Source organism: Nocardioides sp. LML1-1-1.1 (assembly GCF_040676175.1).
Lineage (GTDB): Bacteria > Actinomycetota > Actinomycetes > Propionibacteriales > Nocardioidaceae > Nocardioides.
Map to the genome: position 1 here is coordinate 920,535 of NZ_JBEGHK010000001.1, position 15,790 is coordinate 936,324.

Sequence of the window (15,790 nt, forward strand, 5' to 3'; positions counted from 1 at the left end):
CTCCCGGAGCCGGATGTCGCGAACCCCCAGCTCACGGGTGGGAACCCCCAACTCACGGGTGGGAACCCCCAGCTCGACGGGGGCTACCAGCTGACGGCGTCGCACGCCGAGGACCGGTAGCCCTCGACCTGCAGCGTGGCGTGCTCGATCTGGTGCTGCTCGCGCAGCACCGCCTGGCCCTCGCGCAGTGCGGCCGAGGCGTCGGCGTCCTCGCCGAGCACCAGGTGCGCGGTGGCGACGTTCATCCCCGAGGTCAGCGTCCACACGTGCAGGTCGTGGACGTCGCACACGCCCGGGACGGCGGCGAGCGAGGCGGTGACGGCGTCGATCTCCATGCCGGCCGGCACGTGCTGGCCGAGGACGGCGAGCACCTCCCGGCCCAGCATCACCGCGCGCACCGCGACGAAGCCGCCGATCAAGAAGGCGACGACGGTGTCCCACACCCCGCTGCCGGTGGCGAGGATCAGGCCGCCCGCGGCGAGCACCCCGACGCTGCCGGCGGTGTCGGCGACGACCTCCAGGTAGGCGCCCTTGACGTTGATCGAGTCCTTCGCACCGGCGCGCAGCATGAGCAGCGCGGCGATGTTCACGAGCAGGCCGAGCAGGCCGACGACGAGCATCGGCCCGGTCTGCACCTCGACGTCCTCGCCCATCCGTGCGATCGCCTCGACGACGACGTAGACCGAGACGCCGAGCATCATCAGCACCGCGAGGCCGGAGGCGAAGACCTCGGCCCGGTAGGAGCCGTAGGTACGCCGTCCGGTGCTGTCCTCGCGGGTGGCGATCTTGGTCGCGACCAGCGCCGCGCCCAGGGCCACCACGTCGGCGGCCATGTGCCCGGCGTCGGAGATCAGCGCGAGCGAGCCGCTGACGATGCCGACGACGAGCTCGACGACGAAGAAGACCGCGATGATCGCGAACGAGATCGCCAGCCGCCAGCGGTGCCGGCTGCCGGCGTGGCCGCTGGTGGCGGTGGCGCCCTGGCCGTGCCCGTGCCCGACGCCCATCACCACTCCTCGTCGCCGTGGAGGGCGGCGGGCCCGAAGTTGGCCGAGAGCACGACGGCCTCGCCGGTCGCCTCCAGCAGCCGCTCGGCGGCGCGCAGGACCTCGGCGGTCTCCGCCGGGTGGGCGAGGGAGAACATCGAGGCCCGGCCGCTCGGGCGGGACTCGACGAGGCCGCAGTCACGCAGGCAGGCGAGGTGCTTGGAGACCGTGGACTGCGCGAGGCCCAGGTGGTCGGTCAGGTCGACCACGCGGTGCTCGCCCAGCGCGAGGTGCTGCAGGATCGCGAGCCGGTTGGGGTCGCTGAGGCCGTGCAGGAGGCAGGCCGCGGCGACCAGTGCCCCGACCTCGGACCGAGGTTCCACCTGTTTCATCGCCATACGACGATGAAAGCACTGTTGGGCGACATTGGTCAAGCGGTCCTATGCTCGGCCCGTGCTGATGCGACCGGCGGAGCTCGAGGCCATCCGCGACGGCCAGGTGGACCTCGCCTTCCGGCGCTGGGACCGGCCCCGGGTCAAGGTGGGCACCCGGCTGCGCACCGCGGTCGGCCTGGTGGAGGTGGTCAGCGTCGAGCAGGTCGCGCTCTCCGCGCTGCGCGCGGAGGACGCCCGTCGCGCCGGCGCCGCCTCGCTGGGCGCGCTGCGCACCGCCCTCGCCGCCCGGGCCGAGCGCCCGGTGTTCCGGGTCGGCCTCCGGTACGCCGGCGCGGACCCCCGCGAGACCCTGCGCGCCGCGCTGCCCGACGCCGAGGAGGTGGGCACGATCCTGGCCGGCCTCGACCGGCTCGACGCCGCCTCGCCGATCGGTCCCTGGACCCGCGCCACGCTGCGGATCATCGACCGCAAGCCCGAGGTCCGCGCCCCCGAGCTGGCCGCCGAGCTGGACCGGCCGACGGCGGAGTTCAAGCGGGACGTGCGCAAGCTCAAGGAGCGCGGGCTGACCGAGTCGCTGGCGATCGGCTACCGGCTGTCCCCGCGCGGCGAGGTGGTGCTCGACAGCGAGGACGGTCCGCGCGAGCGCACGCCCCGCCGCGAGGGGCACCCGCTGCCGCGCACCATCGGCGCACCCGCCACCCGGGCGCTGCGCGCGGTCGACGTGCACACCCTGGAGGCGGTCAGCACCTGGAGCCGGCGCGACCTCGCGGCGCTGCACGGCGTCGGGCCGATCGCGCTCGACCGGCTGGAGTCCGCGCTGGCCCAGCTGGGGCTGGCCTACGCCGGCTGAAGCAGCAGCGGCATCAGCGCGCGCACCTGGCGACGGAGGTCGTCGAGCACGCCCTCGGTGCCGCAGAGGTGGTTGAGCAGCGCCTGCTGGAAGAGCCCGTCGAGCAGGCCGTAGGCCACCGGCGGCTCCATCGACGGCGTGCGGCCGGCGAGCTCGCCGTAGGTGCTGACGACCCGCCAGATCATGTCCTGCAGCGTGCCGTCGATCTGCAGCACCGCCTCGCGCAGCGACTCCTCGAACATGCTCTGCGCGCGCAGGTCGTACCAGAGCCGGTGCATCGGCGCCTCGTCGACGATGGTCTCGACGAGCTTGTCGGCGAAGAGGTCGACGAGCTCCTCGGCCGACGTCGCCCGCTCGACCACGTCGTCGTACCGGTGCACGCAGGAGGCCTTGTAGTGCCGCACGCAGTGGACGATCAGGTCCAGCTTGTCGGTGAAGTAGTAGTGCACGACGCCGTGGGAGAACTCCGAGTTGTTCGCGATCTCGCGCAGGCTGGCCCGGGCGTAGCCGAGCTCGCCGAGGGTCCGCAGGGCGGACTCGGCCAGCGCGCGGCGGCGCTCGTCGTGCTTGTCGGCAGGCGTACGACGAGCCGTGGCAGTCGTCATGGTGCCGCCGATCCTACCGTCTCGGGCCGACGTCTCTGGACGATCGTCCGAAGTTTTTCGGTCGGTCGTCAAGAAAACTCTTGACAGTCGTCAAGGAAACGAGGTTGTGTGGCGCCCATCACCCCATCGACGAAGGAGTCGCTCCCCATGACCGAACCCGAGCTCGCCGGCCGCAGGGCCCTCGTGACCGGAGGCGCCCAGGGCCTGGGCAAGAAGTTCGCCGAGCACCTCTCCGCCGCCGGCGCGACCGTCGTCGTCGCGGACCTGCAGGAGGAGAAGGGCAAGGAGGTCGCGGCCGCGGTCGGCGGCGCCTTCGTGCACCTCGACGTCACCGACGACGCCTCCTGGGAGGCCGCGGTCGCGCAGGCCGTCAGCGAGGTCGGCGGGCTCGACATCCTCGTCAACAACGCCGGCATCGAGATCGCCAGCCTCTTCATCGACCTCGACCCGGACGTCGCGCGCCGGATCTTCGACGTCAACGTCGTCGGCAGCTCGCTCGGCATCAAGCACGCCTTCCGGACGATGGGCCCCGGCGGTGCCGCCGGCAACGGCGGCGTCGTCATCAACATCGCCTCGGTCGCCGCGACCATCGCGTTCCCGGCCCTCTCGCAGTACTCCGCCTCCAAGTCCGCGGTCGACCGGATCACCCGGGTCGCGGCGATGGAGAGCGGCAAGCTCGGCCTCGGCGTCCGGGTCAACTGCATCTACCCCGGCCTCGTCCCCAACGAGATGGGGGCCGGCCTGGCCAACGAGATGACCACGCTCGGCCTGTTCCCCTCGCCCGAGGAGGCGGTGGCCGGCGTCGTCGGGCTCACCCCGTCGGGCCGGCTGGCCACCGAGGACGAGATCGCGGACGCGCTCGTCTTCCTCGCCTCCGACCGCGCCAAGTTCGTCAACGGCATCGGCCTCCCGGTCGATGGCGGCATGGGAATGTGAAGGAGACACCCACCATGAGCACCCTGAACAGCTCTTCTCGGCCCGTCGTCGTCTACGGCGCCTCCGGCTACACCGGCCGCCTCGTCTGCGAGTACCTCCGCGAGTACGGCGTCCCCTTCGTGGCCGCCGGCCGCTCCCGGGAGAAGCTCGAGGCCGCGCTCGCCTCGAACGTCGCCGGCGTCGAGACCGCCGACTTCGAGATCGTCGAGGTCGAGAACACCGTGGAGGCGCTCACCGAGCTCTTCTCCGGCGCCTCGGTCGTGTGCAACACCGTCGGCCCGTTCTCCAAGTACGGCCCCGCCGTCGTCGAGGCCTGCCTGGCCGCCGGCACGCACTACACCGACACCACCGGTGAGCAGGACTGGCTGATCACCTGCGACGAGAAGTACGGCGACGACTTCGCCGCCGCGGGCCTGCTGCTCTCGCCCGGCATCGCGCACATGTACACCACCGGCGAGATCGCCGCCGAGATCGCGCTCGAGCAGCCCGGCCTCGACACCCTCGACATCGCGGTGTTCTGGGGCGGCTCGCCGACGATCGCCTCGACGCAGACGATCCTGGTCAACGCCTCGACCTCCAAGGCACACCACCTCCAGCAGAACCAGTACGTCGAGTTCGACCCGGCGCAGGGCCTGGTCCCGCTCGTCGTACCCGGTCAGCACGAGCTCGCCCAGTCGCTGCCGTGGGGCGGCACGTCGCACCCGGTCTGGTACCGCAAGGACCCGCGGGTCGCGAACTGCAAGGCCCAGGGCGGGGTCTTCAACGCGGCGCTGATGAACGGCGTGCCGCAGATCGTGGCCGGTGCGCTGGAGGCGACCAAGGACATGACCGAGGACGAGCGCGACGCCGCGCTCACCGAGACCGCCGCGCAGGTGATGAACCAGATGCCGCCGCGCGAGAACCCGCGGCTGAACAAGTCGCTGGACTCGGTGCACGCCTCCGGTCCGCTCGGGCGGGCGCACGTGGTCATCCACGGCAACCAGAACTACAAGCAGACCGGTCTCCTGCAGGCGTTCGCGGCGTACTGGTTGCTCCAGCAGCCGCCGCTGCGGGTCGGCTTCGCCTCGGGCTGCAAGGCATTCGGCCACCGCGAGCTGCTCGGCCAGCTGCTGGAGTTCGGGCTGGTGGCACCACCCGTCGTCACCCGCCAGGGCTGAGGCGTGGCGGCTGGGGGGCCACCACGACCGGGGCGCGTCGCTGGGGGGCGGCGCGCCCCCTCGCGTCCGGCAGGATTGACCACGGCCGGCGCGGGGAAGGGTGCCGACGTGCAGCACGCCGGATCGTTGACGAAGGACGGGCGGTCCTGAGCGCCCTCGTCCGGATCGTCGACTCCACCCTCGCCCGCGAGCGGAAGCGTCCCTTCGCCGGCACCGAGCTCGCGGGCCACTGGCGCGCCTTCGTCCGTGCCCTGCCCGCGTGGCGCGAGGAACGCACCGGCCCCTACGGCGTCGCGGTGGTCGCGAACATGTTCGCGATCGCGGCCTGGCGCGACCCCGAGGACTACGCCGACCTGCTGCTCCTCTCCGACCGGCACGGGCTGCACCGGCTGGCGCTGGTCCAGCACCACCTCAGCAGCCGGATCGAGGGCGACCGCCGGCTGCTGCTCGGCAGCCGGTTCTGCCACGGGCTCGCGCCCACCCACTACGGCGACCTGGCCGAGGACCTGGCGACGACCTGCGCCCGGGTCGGGATGCGCTTCATGCTGGCGGGCGCGCACGAGGTGGAGCCGGGACCCGACATCGAGACGCCCGAGGAGTTCCTGCGCCACTACCTCGACGACGGGCTGCCGGAGTGGCGGGCCCAGATCGCGCGGTACGCCGAGGATCCCTGGTCGCCGTACGCCCGTCGGCTCAACGAGCTCGCGGAGCAGGCCGGGCTGCCCGGGCTGGACATCACCATCGGCCGCTTCATGGCCGAGATGCGCGAGCACACCGAGTCCCGGGACCGCGAGATGGTGGCCCGCGAGATCCGCCGGCTGGTCACCGAGAGCGGTCTGTCGCAGCGCGACTTCGCCACCCGGCTCGGCACCTCGCCGTCGCGGATGTCGTCGTACTGCACCGGCCAGGTGACCCCCTCGGCCGCACTGCTGCTGCGGATCCGGCGGCTCGCCCGGGCCGTCACGCAGCCGCGTCCGGACTGAGCTGTCACATCCCGGGCCCGGCCGGTGTCTCGTGGGCATGACCAACGAAACCCGCATCCCCCCGATCCCGATGACCGGCCTCTACGGCGCCGTGGTGAAGAAGTTCGCCGGCAGGATGTTCGGCCGCGTCCCCACCTCGCTCGGCGTGCTCTGGCACCACCTCCCGGCGCTCAAGGCGAGCATGGCCTACGGCCAGAAGCTGCAGAAGTGGGACGAGTGCGACGAGACCCTCAAGACCTACGCGCACATGGCCGTCGCCTCGCTCGTCGGCTGCTCGTGGTGCCTGGACTTCAACTACTTCATGGCCCGCGACAAGGGCCTCGACCTGGACAAGGCACGCGAGGTGCCGCGCTGGCGCGAGGCCGACGTGTTCAGCCCGCTGGAGCGCCAGGTGCTGGCCTACGCCGAGGCCGCGAGCCAGACCCCGCCGACGGTCACCGACGAGATGGTCGAGCCGCTGCTCGCTGCCCTCGGCCCGGCGGGGCTGATCGAGCTGACCAACGTGATCGGCTTCGCCAACCTCACCACGCGCAGCAACGTCGCGCTCGGCATCGAGTCCGAGGGCTTCGCCGAGGCGTGCGGGCTGAAGCCGCTGGCCGTAGCCTCGGCCTCATGAGCGAGCGGGACGGCGATCCTTTCGTCGCCCACCGCAACCTGCTCTTCACCGTCGCCTACGAGATGCTCGGCTCCGCGGCCGACGCCGAGGACGTCGTGCAGGAGACCTGGCTGCGGTGGTCGGCGGTGGACCAGGCCGAGGTGCAGGAGCCGCGGGCCTACCTGGTGCGCATCGTGACCCGGCAGGCGCTCAACCGGCTGCGCACGCTGGCCCGCCGGCGCGAGGACTACGTCGGCGAGTGGCTGCCCGAGCCCCTGCTAACCACGCCCGACGTCGCCGAGGACGTCGAGCTCGCCGAGAGCGTGTCGATGGCGATGCTGACCGTGCTGGAGACCCTCGGCCCGACCGAGCGCGCGGTGTTCGTGCTGCGCGAGGTCTTCGACCTGCCCTATGACGAGATCGGCACCGCGGTCGGCAAGAACGCCGCCGCGGTGCGCCAGATCGCGCTGCGCGCCCGCAACCACGTCGCCGCCCGGCGACCCCGGGTGGACGTGGACCACGCGGAGCAGCGGGCCGTCGTCGAGCGCTTCCTGGTCGCCGTCCGGACCGGGGACCTGCAGGGCCTGATGGACGCGCTCGCGCCCGACGTGCTGCTGCGGGCCGACGGCGGCGGCATCGCCAACGCGATCCGCAAGCCGCTGGCCGGTGCGGAGCCGGTGGCCCGGCTGCTGTCGAAGTTCGCGGTCTTCGCCCCCGACGGCAAGCTCGACCTGGTGTGGCTCAACGGCGCGCCGGCCGTGCTGATCCGGGCGCGGGGCGAGCTGACCGCGGTGAGCTTCGGGCTGGAGGACGGCCTGATCAGCCACCTGTACGTCGTCCGCAACCCGCACAAGCTCACCGCGCTCGACACCGAGGCGACCCTCAGCCGGGAGGGTTGAGGCGGCGCGCCATGCTGGAGGCATGCGCGCCGTCATGCACCACGAGTTCGGAGATCCCGCCCAGGTCCTCACCGTCGAGGAGGTCGCCACCCCGGAGCCGGGGCCCGGCGAGGTGCGCCTGCGCACCCTGCTCGCGGCGATCCACAACCACGACCTGTGGACCATCCGCGGTTCCTACGGCTTCAAGCCCGAGCTGCCCGCCCGCGCCGGCACCGAGGCGGTCGCCGTGGTGGAGGCGCTCGGCGAGGGCGTCGACCACCTCCAGGTGGGCCAGCGGGTCGCGAGCGGTGGCGCCTTCGGCGCCTGGGCGGAGCAGTACGTCGCCCCGGCCCGCGGCCTGATCCCGGTCCCGGAGTCGATCCCCGACGAGGTCGCCGCCCAGCTGGTGTCGATGCCGTTCAGCGCGATCAGCCTGCTGGAGTCGCTCGGGCTGTCGGCCGGGGACTGGCTGGTGCAGAACGCCGCCAACGGTGCGGTGGGCCGGATGGTCGCCCAGCTCGCGGCGGCCCGGGGCATCAACGTGGTGGGCCTGGTCCGTCGTACGGCGGGGGTGGCGGAGCTGTCGGCGCACGACATCGGCAACGTCGTGGCCACCGACACCGACGGCTGGGCCGAGGAGGTCCGCGCGATCGTCGGTGACGCCCCGATCAAGGTGGGCGTCGACTCCGTCGGCGGACCCGCCAGCGGCGAGGTGATGTCCCTGCTGGCCGAGAACGGCGAGCTGGTGGTCTTCGGCGCGATGCAGTCGCCGACCATGGAGATCGGCTCGGGGGACGTGATCTTCAAGCAGGCCACGATCCGCGGGTTCTGGGGCAGCGTCGTCAGCCGCGAGATGCCGGCCGAGCAGCGCCGCGCGCTCTTCGGCGAGCTGATCCAGCGCATCGGCGAGGGCTCGCTGACCCTGCCGGTCGACCGGGTCTACTCCTTCGAGGACGTGCGGGAGGCCGCGGCGGCCAACTTCGAGCCCGGGCGCAGCGGGAAGATCCTGCTGAAGCCCTGAGGCGTCAGGTCGTGACGACGAGCTTGCCGGGGTGGGTGCCGGCCTCGAGGTCGCGGTGCGCCTGGACGATCTCGTCGAAGGCGTACACGTGCCCGATCGGCACCCGCACCCGGCCGGCCTCGACGTCGTCGAGGTAGGCCTGCAGCACCGCGGGGGGCAGGTCGGTCGCGTCGCCGCCGTAGCCGCCGATCCACACGCCGGGCGGCAGGTCGCCGGTCGGGTAGAAGTCCGGCAGGGTCCAGGAGTTCGACAGCATGCCGGTCATGCAGGCGACGCCGTGCACCCGCAGCGTGGCGGCGGTGTCGAGCAGGGTGGGCGCACCGACCAGCTCCAATGCCCGGTCGACGCCGTCGGGGAAGAGCGCGCGGACCTTCGGAGCGATCACGCCGTCGTCGACCACCACGTGGTCCACGCCGATCGCCTCCAGCACGCCGGCCCGCGCGGCCGAGCGGGTGGTCGCCACGACCGTCATCCCGCGCTGCTTGGCGAGGATCGTGGCCGCCTGGCCGATCGAGGAGGTGCCGCCGCGCACGAGCAGGACCTCGCCCGGCCGGGCGTCGAGGCCGACGGTCAGCGAGCCGTGGGCCGTCTGCAGCATCTCCGGCACCGCGCCGAAGGTGGCCCAGTCCAGACCGGTCGCGACCGGGACCACCTGGCGGACGGGGACCACGGTGTACTCGGCGTACCCGCCGTCGTACTGCCGGCCCATCCCGCCCATCATCGCCACGACCTGCTGACCCACCTCCAGCTCGCCGCCGGGGCAGGCCGCGACCTCGCCGGTCGCCTCGATGCCCAGCACCCGCGGGAAGGTGACCCCGTCGGCCAGGCCGATCCGGGTGTGCAGCTCGGAGCGGTTGAGCCCGAACGCGCGGACCCGGACCAGCACCTGCCCCGGCGCGGGGACCGGCAGCGGGAGGTCGCGGATCACCAGGCCCTCCGGGGGCGCCGGCGCGGCGTCGAGGACGACGGCCCGCATGGTGCCCGGGAGGTCGGTCAGGAATCGAGAAGCCTCCGGGTCCGAGCCGGACCTAGCCTCGTCTGCATGACGCACATCGAGTACCTCACCATCGAGACGCCCGACCCGCAAGCGGCCCGCGACTTCCACGCCGCCGCCTTCTCCCCCGACCTGCCGCTGCGCTTCCGCGCCTCGGACGCGCCGACGTCCGGGTTCCGCGGCTTCCACATCTCGCTGACCGTGGCCCAGCCCGCCGACGTCGACGGCCTCGTCGAGAGCGCCCTCGCCGCCGGTGCCACCACGATCAAGCCGGTCACCAAGTCGCTGTGGGGCTACGGCGGCGTGCTGCGCTCGCCCGACGGGACGATCTGGAAGGTCGTCAGCTCCTCGAAGAAGGACAAGGGCCCCGCCAGCCGGGAGATCGAGAGCATCGTCCTGCTCATCGGCGCCGAGGACGTCGCCGCCAGCAAGGCGTTCTACGTCGAGCGCGGCTTCGGCGTCGCGAAGAGCTTCGGCAAGAAGTACGTCGAGCTCGAGCCCGGCGCCGGCCCGGTCACCCTCGGCCTGCTGCCCCGCAAGGCGCTGGCCAAGGACGCCGGCGTACCGATCGAGGGCAGCGGGTCGCACCGTTTGGTCCTCGCCGGTGGCAGCGCGGCGATCGACCCCGACGGCTTCGCCTGGGAGCCGGCCGAGGTCACGACGCGCTGAGCCAGGTGGCGCGCACCCGCCCGCCGCGCTGCGGGATCATCGTCACGTTGCGGCTGATCGCCCGCTCCGGGGCGGGATCCTCGACCACCAGGTCCGTGCGACGGGCGATCTCGGACACCACGATCCGCAGCTCCTCCATCGCCAGGGCCGCGCCGAGGCAGCGCCGGGTGCCGCCCCCGAACGGCAGCCACTCGTGCGTGCCGGGCTTGCGGCCGACGAAGCGCTCGGGCGCGAACCGGAACGGGTCGGGGTAGAGGTCCTCGCGGTGGTGCAGCAGCAGGATGCCGACGAGCACCCGGCTCTGCTCCGGCGCGACGACCTCGCCCAGCTGCCACGGCACCTGCACCCGGCGCCCGACCAGCGGCACCACCGGACGCACCCGCATGGACTCGGTGATCGTGGCCTCGAGGTAGTCGTCGGGGTCCTCGCCCGAGCGCACCACCTCGCGCAGGCGGTCGTAGGTCGCCGGCGTGCGCAGCAGCCGCTCGAAGGTCCACGCGATGGAGTTCGCCGTCGTCTCGTGCCCGGCGAGCACCAGGGTGAGCAGCTCGTTGCGCAGCTCCTGGTCGCTCAGCGGAGCGCCGTCCTCGTCGCGCACGTCGAGGAGCAGGGACAGGATGTCGTGCCGCGTGCCGGGCTCGTGGGCCGTGCGGCGGCGGGCGATCACGTCGTACATCGCCTTGTCCAGGCGGCCGATGATCCACTTCTGCGGGCCGACCGACTCCTCGCGGTCGAGGTTGAAGAGCTCGCCGAACCGCGCGACCGGCGAGACCGAGAGGGCCAGCGTGCGCTTGACGACGTGGCGCAGCCGGCTCTCGGCCGGGTCGGCGGCGTGCTCGATGCCGAAGACCCCGGACATGATCACGTCGAGGGTGATCGCCTGCGTCGTCTCCGCGAGCGGGAACGGGCGCCCCGTCGTCCACCGGTCGAGGTGACGCGCGGTGGCCTCCTCGATCTGCGCGCGGTAGCGCACGATCGCCTCGCCGTGGAAGGACGGCATCATCAGCTTGCGGCGGCGCCGGTGCTGCTGGCCGACGGCGGTGAGCACGGAGAGCCCGACCACCGGGCGCACCGGAGACTCCCCCGCCAGCGAGGGCACCAGCGCCGGGTCGGCGGAGAACAGCGAGCGGACGTGCTCGGGGTGCGCGGTGACCACCACGGGCTGCGGGTCCAGCAGGCTCGCGAAGGAGAACACGTCGCCGTGCCGGGTGCCGGAGAAGAGCTCGCCGCCCATGTCCGCGGTGATCCGCAGGCTCTGGCGCAGGCGGTTGGCGTGCCCGATCCGCGGGGCCCGCGGGCCGGTGCTGCCGGCGGGGAGCGGGCCGGCGGCCGAGGGGTCCGGTACGACGGGCGCGAGCTCGTCGGTCGTCGTACCGGTGCGGGTGTGCCACGAGACCATGCCGCCATCGTCGCCAACCGGTGCGACCGGGACAACCGCCCCAGGTAGGAGCTCGCGTGCCATGATCACGGCGTGCTGCTGGAGATCAGGGGACACCACCTGCCCGGCCGGAGCTGGCACCTCGACGACGGCCCGTGCCACGACGTGCACGTCGGCGTCCAGCTCGGTCGCGAGCCCAGCGGGCTGGTGCCCGGCGACGCCGCCAGCGCGGCGTGGACGGTCGAGGTCGAGGTGCGTGACGGCCCGGACTTCCGCGGGCCGGCGGTGCAGGGCCGCAAGGGCGAGCGCTTCGTCTACCTCACCTGGGGCGACCTGGCCGCGGACGGCACCTTCACCATGTTCCGCCGGGCCAAGCTGATGCTGGCCGACGTGCTCCCGCACCTGCGCGGCCCCGGTGCGACCGTCGTCGCGACGGTCGACCTCACCGACGAGCGCGGCGGCCCGCGCTGCGCCCGGCTGCGGCCGCCGGCGCTGGACCTGCGCCCGGGCTGAACGGGTTCTCCGGGTCCTCACCAGGGACGTTCAGGAAGCGCACAGGTTCGGCTGCGACGCTTTCCATGAAGTTTCAACAATCCGACGTCCACGACCCGCCTGCCTCGGAAAGGCCCGCCATGAACGCCCTGACTGCTCCCACCCCTGCCCCCGTCCGTGACCTCGCCCTGCTGGTCGCCCGGATCGGGCTCGGCATCGTGCTCCTCACCCACGGCATCGACAAGCTCCGCGCCGGTTTCGGCGCCACCGCCGACGGCTTCGACGCCATGGGCATCCCGCTGCCCGCGGCCGCCGCCGGCTTCGCCCTCGTCGCCGAGATCGGCGGCGGCGCGCTGCTGGTCCTCGGCCTGCTCACGCCGCTCGCCGGCATCCTCGTCATCGCCCAGATGGCCGGCGCCTACTGGTTCGCCCACCGCGGCACCGAGGTGATGTCGGCGAACGGCGGCTGGGAGCTGGTCGGCCTGATCGCCTTCCTCGCCCTCGTCATCGGTGCCACCGGTGCCGGCCGGTTCTCCCTCGACGCGCTGATCGGGCGCCGGACCGCCGCGAGCGCGACGGCCTGAGCGCCCGATCCGGGCGGGGCCGGTCAGAGCCAGCCGGCCCCGTCCGCGATCAGCAGCAGCCCGAACAGCGCGAAGAGCGCCGCGGCGCCGTACGCGATGACCTTCTCGGGCAGGCGCCGGCCCAGGAGCGCGCCGACGCCGATGGCCAGCGCGTCCGCGGCGACCATGCCGAGGGTCGAGCCGATCCAGGTGCCGAACCAGCCCTCCTGGGTGGCCAGGGTGATCGTCGCGAGCATCGTCTTGTCGCCGAGCTCGGCGAGGAAGAAGGCCACACCGACCGCCAGGATCGCCGCGCCCGTGGCGTTGCGGGCCTTGTCGGCCTCGTCCTCGGTGAGCTCGTCGCCGCGCAGCGTCCACAGCGCGAAGACGAGGAAGGCGACACCGGCCACGATCGCGATCGGGCCCTGGTAGTCGGCGAACGCGTCGCCGATCAGGGCGCCGATCCCGACCGAGGCCAGGTGCACGAGCGCGGTGGCGGCGGTGATGCCGATGAGCACGTCGCGGGCGCGGTAGCGCGCCGCGAAGGTCATCGCCATCAGCTGGCTCTTGTCGCCGAGCTCGGCGACGAAGATCACCGCGGTGGAGATCAGGAAGGCTTCCATCGGTCTGGTCCTCTCGGCGCGGGCCGAGGGACCTCCGGAACGGACGCTCTCGACCAGGCGCCCAATTCTGGGTCGGCTACTGGTCGAAAGTCTCGTCCGCCACCTCACGGTGGCCTGCCGCACCGGACCCGGAGGTCAGTGTGTCGACGCGGCTGTTGGGGACTACTCCCTTTCGGCCGTGAACTCTACCAGCGGCTCCCCGCGCGGCGAGAATCGTGCGTCCGCCGGCCCGCACGCGCTCACGGGGCGCGGACCACGAGGCTGAGGTAGACCGTCCCGTCCCGGTCGCGCCACGCACCCACCCCGGCCTGCCGGAAGCGGCCGTCCAGCATCAGGCTCCGGTGGCTCGGTGAGTGCATCCACCCCGCGACCGCGCGCAGCGCCGGCATCCGGCGGCCCTTGGCGATGTTCTCGCCGACCATCCGGCCGCCGCAGCGGGCGAACACCTGCCGCAGGCCGCTGAGGTGGCGGAACGCGTCGTAGGTCGCCATCCGGCGCGAGCGCGACTCCGCGAAGCGGTCCACGCACCGCGACGTCCGCAACGCCGGGATGCCGCGCAGCAGGCGCATCCGGTTGACCTGGCGCAGCACGGCCCGCTCGTAGGACGCGCTCACCGCCGCGACCGTCTGGGCCTGCGCCGGGGGTGTCGTGACGGGGGTGGGTGCGGCGACCAGCGCGGCCGCCGTGAGGAGCCCGGCGGTGGCCGAGCGGAGGGTCCTGCTCATCGGTGGGGTCCTTCCCGAGGGGGCGCCACCGGATCTCAGCGGGTCAGGGACGGTCGACGTACCGGTCGTCGCGGGGCGCGCGGCGCCACGGCGGCGCGACCACGAGCGAGAGGACGATGGCCAGGACGCCGGCGACGATCAGGATCGTCCCCAGGGCGTCGTCGTTGACGTACTTGATGTCGACCGTGATCACGTCCATGGCGAGGACGAGTCCGGCGACCAGCAGCACGATGCCGAGTCCGATGTACATGGACCGGTGGTACCCCGGCCCTCGGCCGGCAGACCCTCAGCGGATCGGCAGCCCCTGCAGACGGGGCGCGGTGTCGCCCGGCAGCGTGCCGGCCAGCCACTCACCGAAGGTCGCCCGCGCCTCCAGGTCGACGTCCGGGTTGGCCCGGATGTACTCCTGGACGGCGCGTTCGGGGTCGGTGCGCTCACCGTTGACGATGAGCCTGCGGTAGGCGACGAGCTCGCGCACCGAGTAGGCCCGCGTCGAGGAACGGATGTGTCCGTGATCCCGAGTCATGACCGCCACGCTATAGCGACTTTGGGCGAACGCCCAGCCGGGATGGGAGGCTTGCTCACCATGCGGGAGGACGTGTACGACGCGGGCGCGCGACTGGCGGCGTGGCTCGAGGACCTCGGGCTGGCGGACCAGCTCGCGGCCGCCGGGCTGCCCACCTTCGAGCGCGACCTGGGCGGGGTGGCGCGCTGGACGGACCCCGCCACGGGGGCGCCGCTGAGCGCCGGCCGGCTCGCCGACCTGGACCGCGTGCTGCACCAGGACGGGGAGGACCCGGCGCACGCCGTACCGCTCGCGCTGGTGCAGCTGCGCCGCCAGGCCCGGGTGCGGACCACGCTGCTCGCGAGCCCGACGCACACCTACGCCAGCCTGGCGGCCGTGCGGGACGCCTCGGAGAACGCCACCCGGTTCGCCGTGCACAAGGCCGCCGAGCGCGGCGCGCTGCTCGTCGTCCCGCACGAGGGCGGGGTGCTGGTGCCGGCCTTCCAGCTCGACGCCGCCGGTGAGCTGCGGGCCGAGCTGGGCGCGGTGCTCTCCCCGCTGCTCGCCGCGAGGATGGACCCGTGGGCGGTGTGGAGCTGGCTCACCCAGCCGGCCGGGCTGCTCGGCGGCGCCGTGCCGCACGAGGCCGTGCGCGACCCGGAGGAGGCGGCCGTCGTACGGCACGCGGCGGTGCGGCTGGCCGAGCGGGCGCGCGCCTAGCGCTCGCGGACGGCGTGGTCGCCGATCAGCAGGAAGGTCTCCACGCACCGCGCGACCACCTCGTCGCGGGTCAGCGGCAGGGTGCCGGCCCGCCACGAGGTGAGCACCTCGACGAGCCCGCCGAGGAGCAGGGTGGCGGCGAACGCGGCGTCACGCTCGACCTCGGGGGTCGGCTCGATGCCCAGCGAGCTCATCCCGCGCTCCTGGATCAGCGCCACCAGGGTGCGGGTGAGGTCGGCGCGGAGCCGGGCGAGCACCGGGTGGCCGGCGGACTCCTCCAGCAGCCGGGTCATCCGCGGGTCCGCCACGAGCAGGTCCACGCCGGCGCCGATGGTCGCGGTCGCCTGGGCGCTCGGCTCCGGGCCGGCGCTCGCCATCGCCGCGACCAGCGCCTCGACCAGGCGGGCACCGGCGTCCTCGGCCACCGCGACGAGGAGGTCGTCGCGGCCGGGGAAGCTCTCGTAGTAGTACCGCTCGTTCAGGCCCGCCTGCCGGCAGACCCGGTGGACGGTCAGCGCCGAGGTGCCGTGCTCGGCGATCAGGGTGGTGGCGGCGTCGACGAGACGCTGCCGGCGGACGGCCGCGCGCTGGGCGGCCGGCACGCCGCCGTAGGCCCGGCCGGTGGTGCTCATCCCCCGAGTCTGGCAGAAGGCGTTGCCAGATGCGGCGGGCGCGTGCGATGCTGAATCTGGTGGGGGTCGTTGCCAGATGCGAT

At 73.2% G+C, this 15,790-nt stretch carries 21 protein-coding genes; 11 read left to right on the forward strand and 10 right to left on the reverse strand.

From position 1 onward, the window contains the following. Nucleotides 1-83: 83 nt before the first annotated feature. The gene (locus MRBLML1_RS04525; RefSeq protein WP_364511995.1) at nucleotides 84-1,007 is read right to left on the reverse strand and encodes a cation diffusion facilitator family transporter; all 924 of its coding nucleotides are present in this window, start codon (nucleotides 1,005-1,007) and stop codon (nucleotides 84-86) included. Next, nucleotides 1,007-1,378, reverse strand: a complete 372-nt coding sequence (locus MRBLML1_RS04530) for an ArsR/SmtB family transcription factor (protein WP_364513116.1) — start codon at nucleotides 1,376-1,378, stop codon at nucleotides 1,007-1,009. Before MRBLML1_RS04530 ends, MRBLML1_RS04525 begins: the two co-directional genes overlap by 1 nt. 61 nt (nucleotides 1,379-1,439) lie before the next feature. Between MRBLML1_RS04530 and MRBLML1_RS04535 the strand changes: the two genes are divergently transcribed. Then, entirely contained in the window at nucleotides 1,440-2,231 is a 792-nt protein-coding gene (locus MRBLML1_RS04535) for a hypothetical protein (protein WP_364511998.1), read from the forward strand. Here the strand turns inward: MRBLML1_RS04535 and MRBLML1_RS04540 are convergent. Next, nucleotides 2,219-2,836 carry a TetR/AcrR family transcriptional regulator gene (locus MRBLML1_RS04540; protein WP_364512001.1) on the reverse strand — a complete coding sequence of 206 codons (618 nt, stop codon included), beginning with the start codon at nucleotides 2,834-2,836 and terminating at the stop codon, nucleotides 2,219-2,221. The genes MRBLML1_RS04535 and MRBLML1_RS04540 overlap by 13 nt on opposite strands. 147 nt (nucleotides 2,837-2,983) lie before the next feature. Here MRBLML1_RS04540 and MRBLML1_RS04545 point away from each other — a divergent pair, with 147 nt between their 5' ends. From MRBLML1_RS04545 to MRBLML1_RS04570, 6 genes are all read left to right on the forward strand, one after another. Continuing rightward, nucleotides 2,984-3,772, forward strand: coding sequence for an SDR family NAD(P)-dependent oxidoreductase (locus MRBLML1_RS04545; protein WP_364512004.1), 789 nt, complete (start codon nucleotides 2,984-2,986; stop codon nucleotides 3,770-3,772). A 14-nt stretch (nucleotides 3,773-3,786) separates the two neighbouring features. After that, nucleotides 3,787-4,929, forward strand: a complete 1,143-nt coding sequence (locus tag MRBLML1_RS04550) for a DUF5938 domain-containing protein (protein WP_364512007.1) — start codon at nucleotides 3,787-3,789, stop codon at nucleotides 4,927-4,929. A gap of 296 nt (nucleotides 4,930-5,225) precedes the next feature. Further along, on the forward strand, nucleotides 5,226-5,912 hold the full coding sequence (locus MRBLML1_RS04555) for a helix-turn-helix domain-containing protein (protein WP_364512010.1): 687 nt from the start codon (nucleotides 5,226-5,228) through the stop codon (nucleotides 5,910-5,912). A 37-nt stretch (nucleotides 5,913-5,949) separates the two neighbouring features. Further along, nucleotides 5,950-6,528 carry a carboxymuconolactone decarboxylase family protein gene (locus tag MRBLML1_RS04560; RefSeq protein ID WP_364512013.1) on the forward strand — a complete coding sequence of 193 codons (579 nt, stop codon included), beginning with the start codon at nucleotides 5,950-5,952 and terminating at the stop codon, nucleotides 6,526-6,528. Beyond that, on the forward strand, nucleotides 6,525-7,406 hold the full coding sequence (locus MRBLML1_RS04565; protein ID WP_364512016.1) for an RNA polymerase sigma-70 factor: 882 nt from the start codon (nucleotides 6,525-6,527) through the stop codon (nucleotides 7,404-7,406). The genes MRBLML1_RS04560 and MRBLML1_RS04565 overlap by 4 nt, the downstream gene beginning before the upstream one ends. Before the next feature lie 22 nt (nucleotides 7,407-7,428). After that, nucleotides 7,429-8,406, forward strand: a complete 978-nt coding sequence (locus tag MRBLML1_RS04570; protein ID WP_364512019.1) for a zinc-binding dehydrogenase — start codon at nucleotides 7,429-7,431, stop codon at nucleotides 8,404-8,406. A gap of 4 nt (nucleotides 8,407-8,410) precedes the next feature. On the opposite strand, the gene MRBLML1_RS04575 is transcribed toward MRBLML1_RS04570, so the two are convergent. Beyond that, nucleotides 8,411-9,382, reverse strand: a complete 972-nt coding sequence (locus MRBLML1_RS04575) for a zinc-binding dehydrogenase (RefSeq protein WP_364512022.1) — start codon at nucleotides 9,380-9,382, stop codon at nucleotides 8,411-8,413. A gap of 66 nt (nucleotides 9,383-9,448) precedes the next feature. On the opposite strand from MRBLML1_RS04575, the gene MRBLML1_RS04580 reads away from it, so the two are divergent. Then, entirely contained in the window at nucleotides 9,449-10,069 is a 621-nt protein-coding gene (locus MRBLML1_RS04580) for a VOC family protein (protein ID WP_364512024.1), read from the forward strand. Here MRBLML1_RS04580 and MRBLML1_RS04585 read toward each other — a convergent pair. Then, nucleotides 10,056-11,468: a cytochrome P450 gene (locus tag MRBLML1_RS04585; RefSeq protein WP_364512027.1), complete on the reverse strand. Its 1,413-nt coding sequence runs from the start codon at nucleotides 11,466-11,468 to the stop codon at nucleotides 10,056-10,058. The two genes, MRBLML1_RS04580 and MRBLML1_RS04585, sit on opposite strands and share 14 nt — an antisense overlap. A 72-nt stretch (nucleotides 11,469-11,540) precedes the next feature. On the opposite strand from MRBLML1_RS04585, the gene MRBLML1_RS04590 reads away from it, so the two are divergent. Beyond that, entirely contained in the window at nucleotides 11,541-11,960 is a 420-nt protein-coding gene (locus MRBLML1_RS04590) for a DUF5990 family protein (protein ID WP_364512029.1), read from the forward strand. A 119-nt stretch (nucleotides 11,961-12,079) separates the two neighbouring features. Continuing rightward, nucleotides 12,080-12,523 carry a DoxX family protein gene (locus tag MRBLML1_RS04595; RefSeq protein ID WP_364512032.1) on the forward strand — a complete coding sequence of 148 codons (444 nt, stop codon included), beginning with the start codon at nucleotides 12,080-12,082 and terminating at the stop codon, nucleotides 12,521-12,523. A gap of 23 nt (nucleotides 12,524-12,546) precedes the next feature. Here MRBLML1_RS04595 and MRBLML1_RS04600 read toward each other — a convergent pair whose 3' ends face one another. From MRBLML1_RS04600 to MRBLML1_RS04615, 4 genes are all read right to left on the reverse strand, one after another. Continuing rightward, entirely contained in the window at nucleotides 12,547-13,125 is a 579-nt protein-coding gene (locus tag MRBLML1_RS04600) for a TMEM165/GDT1 family protein (RefSeq protein WP_364512035.1), read from the reverse strand. 239 nt (nucleotides 13,126-13,364) lie between these two features. After that, nucleotides 13,365-13,850, reverse strand: coding sequence for a CAP domain-containing protein (locus MRBLML1_RS04605; RefSeq protein WP_364512038.1), 486 nt, complete (start codon nucleotides 13,848-13,850; stop codon nucleotides 13,365-13,367). Nucleotides 13,851-13,893: 43 nt separating this feature from the next. Then, the gene (locus tag MRBLML1_RS04610) at nucleotides 13,894-14,100 is read right to left on the reverse strand and encodes a hypothetical protein (RefSeq protein ID WP_364512041.1); all 207 of its coding nucleotides are present in this window, start codon (nucleotides 14,098-14,100) and stop codon (nucleotides 13,894-13,896) included. A 36-nt stretch (nucleotides 14,101-14,136) separates the two neighbouring features. Continuing rightward, nucleotides 14,137-14,376, reverse strand: a complete 240-nt coding sequence (locus MRBLML1_RS04615; RefSeq protein ID WP_364512044.1) for a hypothetical protein — start codon at nucleotides 14,374-14,376, stop codon at nucleotides 14,137-14,139. A gap of 60 nt (nucleotides 14,377-14,436) precedes the next feature. On the opposite strand from MRBLML1_RS04615, the gene MRBLML1_RS04620 reads away from it, so the two are divergent. After that, entirely contained in the window at nucleotides 14,437-15,075 is a 639-nt protein-coding gene (locus MRBLML1_RS04620; RefSeq protein WP_364512047.1) for a hypothetical protein, read from the forward strand. On the opposite strand, the gene MRBLML1_RS04625 is transcribed toward MRBLML1_RS04620, so the two are convergent. Next, complete coding sequence (locus MRBLML1_RS04625) at nucleotides 15,072-15,707, reverse strand: TetR/AcrR family transcriptional regulator (RefSeq protein WP_364512049.1); 636 nt, start codon at nucleotides 15,705-15,707, stop codon at nucleotides 15,072-15,074. The two genes, MRBLML1_RS04620 and MRBLML1_RS04625, sit on opposite strands and share 4 nt — an antisense overlap. Nucleotides 15,708-15,790 lie beyond the last annotated feature (83 nt).

Bases quoted from the DNA above. Each gene is read 5' to 3' on its own strand.
- MRBLML1_RS04525 (WP_364511995.1), bottom strand. From the start codon at position 1,007: ATGGGCGTCGGGCACGGGCACGGCCAGGGCGCCACCGCCACCAGCGGC.
- MRBLML1_RS04530 (WP_364513116.1), bottom strand. From the start codon at position 1,378: ATGAAACAGGTGGAACCTCGGTCCGAGGTCGGGGCACTGGTCGCCGCG.
- MRBLML1_RS04540 (WP_364512001.1), bottom strand. From the start codon at position 2,836: ATGACGACTGCCACGGCTCGTCGTACGCCTGCCGACAAGCACGACGAG.
- MRBLML1_RS04545 (WP_364512004.1), top strand. From the start codon at position 2,984: ATGACCGAACCCGAGCTCGCCGGCCGCAGGGCCCTCGTGACCGGAGGC.
- MRBLML1_RS04550 (WP_364512007.1), top strand. From the start codon at position 3,787: ATGAGCACCCTGAACAGCTCTTCTCGGCCCGTCGTCGTCTACGGCGCC.
- MRBLML1_RS04560 (WP_364512013.1), top strand. From the start codon at position 5,950: ATGACCAACGAAACCCGCATCCCCCCGATCCCGATGACCGGCCTCTAC.
- MRBLML1_RS04565 (WP_364512016.1), top strand. From the start codon at position 6,525: ATGAGCGAGCGGGACGGCGATCCTTTCGTCGCCCACCGCAACCTGCTC.
- MRBLML1_RS04570 (WP_364512019.1), top strand. From the start codon at position 7,429: ATGCGCGCCGTCATGCACCACGAGTTCGGAGATCCCGCCCAGGTCCTC.
- MRBLML1_RS04575 (WP_364512022.1), bottom strand. From the start codon at position 9,382: ATGCGGGCCGTCGTCCTCGACGCCGCGCCGGCGCCCCCGGAGGGCCTG.
- MRBLML1_RS04580 (WP_364512024.1), top strand. From the start codon at position 9,449: ATGACGCACATCGAGTACCTCACCATCGAGACGCCCGACCCGCAAGCG.
- MRBLML1_RS04585 (WP_364512027.1), bottom strand. From the start codon at position 11,468: ATGGTCTCGTGGCACACCCGCACCGGTACGACGACCGACGAGCTCGCG.
- MRBLML1_RS04595 (WP_364512032.1), top strand. From the start codon at position 12,080: ATGAACGCCCTGACTGCTCCCACCCCTGCCCCCGTCCGTGACCTCGCC.
- MRBLML1_RS04600 (WP_364512035.1), bottom strand. From the start codon at position 13,125: ATGGAAGCCTTCCTGATCTCCACCGCGGTGATCTTCGTCGCCGAGCTC.
- MRBLML1_RS04605 (WP_364512038.1), bottom strand. From the start codon at position 13,850: ATGAGCAGGACCCTCCGCTCGGCCACCGCCGGGCTCCTCACGGCGGCC.
- MRBLML1_RS04610 (WP_364512041.1), bottom strand. From the start codon at position 14,100: ATGTACATCGGACTCGGCATCGTGCTGCTGGTCGCCGGACTCGTCCTC.
- MRBLML1_RS04615 (WP_364512044.1), bottom strand. From the start codon at position 14,376: ATGACTCGGGATCACGGACACATCCGTTCCTCGACGCGGGCCTACTCG.
- MRBLML1_RS04620 (WP_364512047.1), top strand. From the start codon at position 14,437: ATGCGGGAGGACGTGTACGACGCGGGCGCGCGACTGGCGGCGTGGCTC.
- MRBLML1_RS04625 (WP_364512049.1), bottom strand. From the start codon at position 15,707: ATGAGCACCACCGGCCGGGCCTACGGCGGCGTGCCGGCCGCCCAGCGC.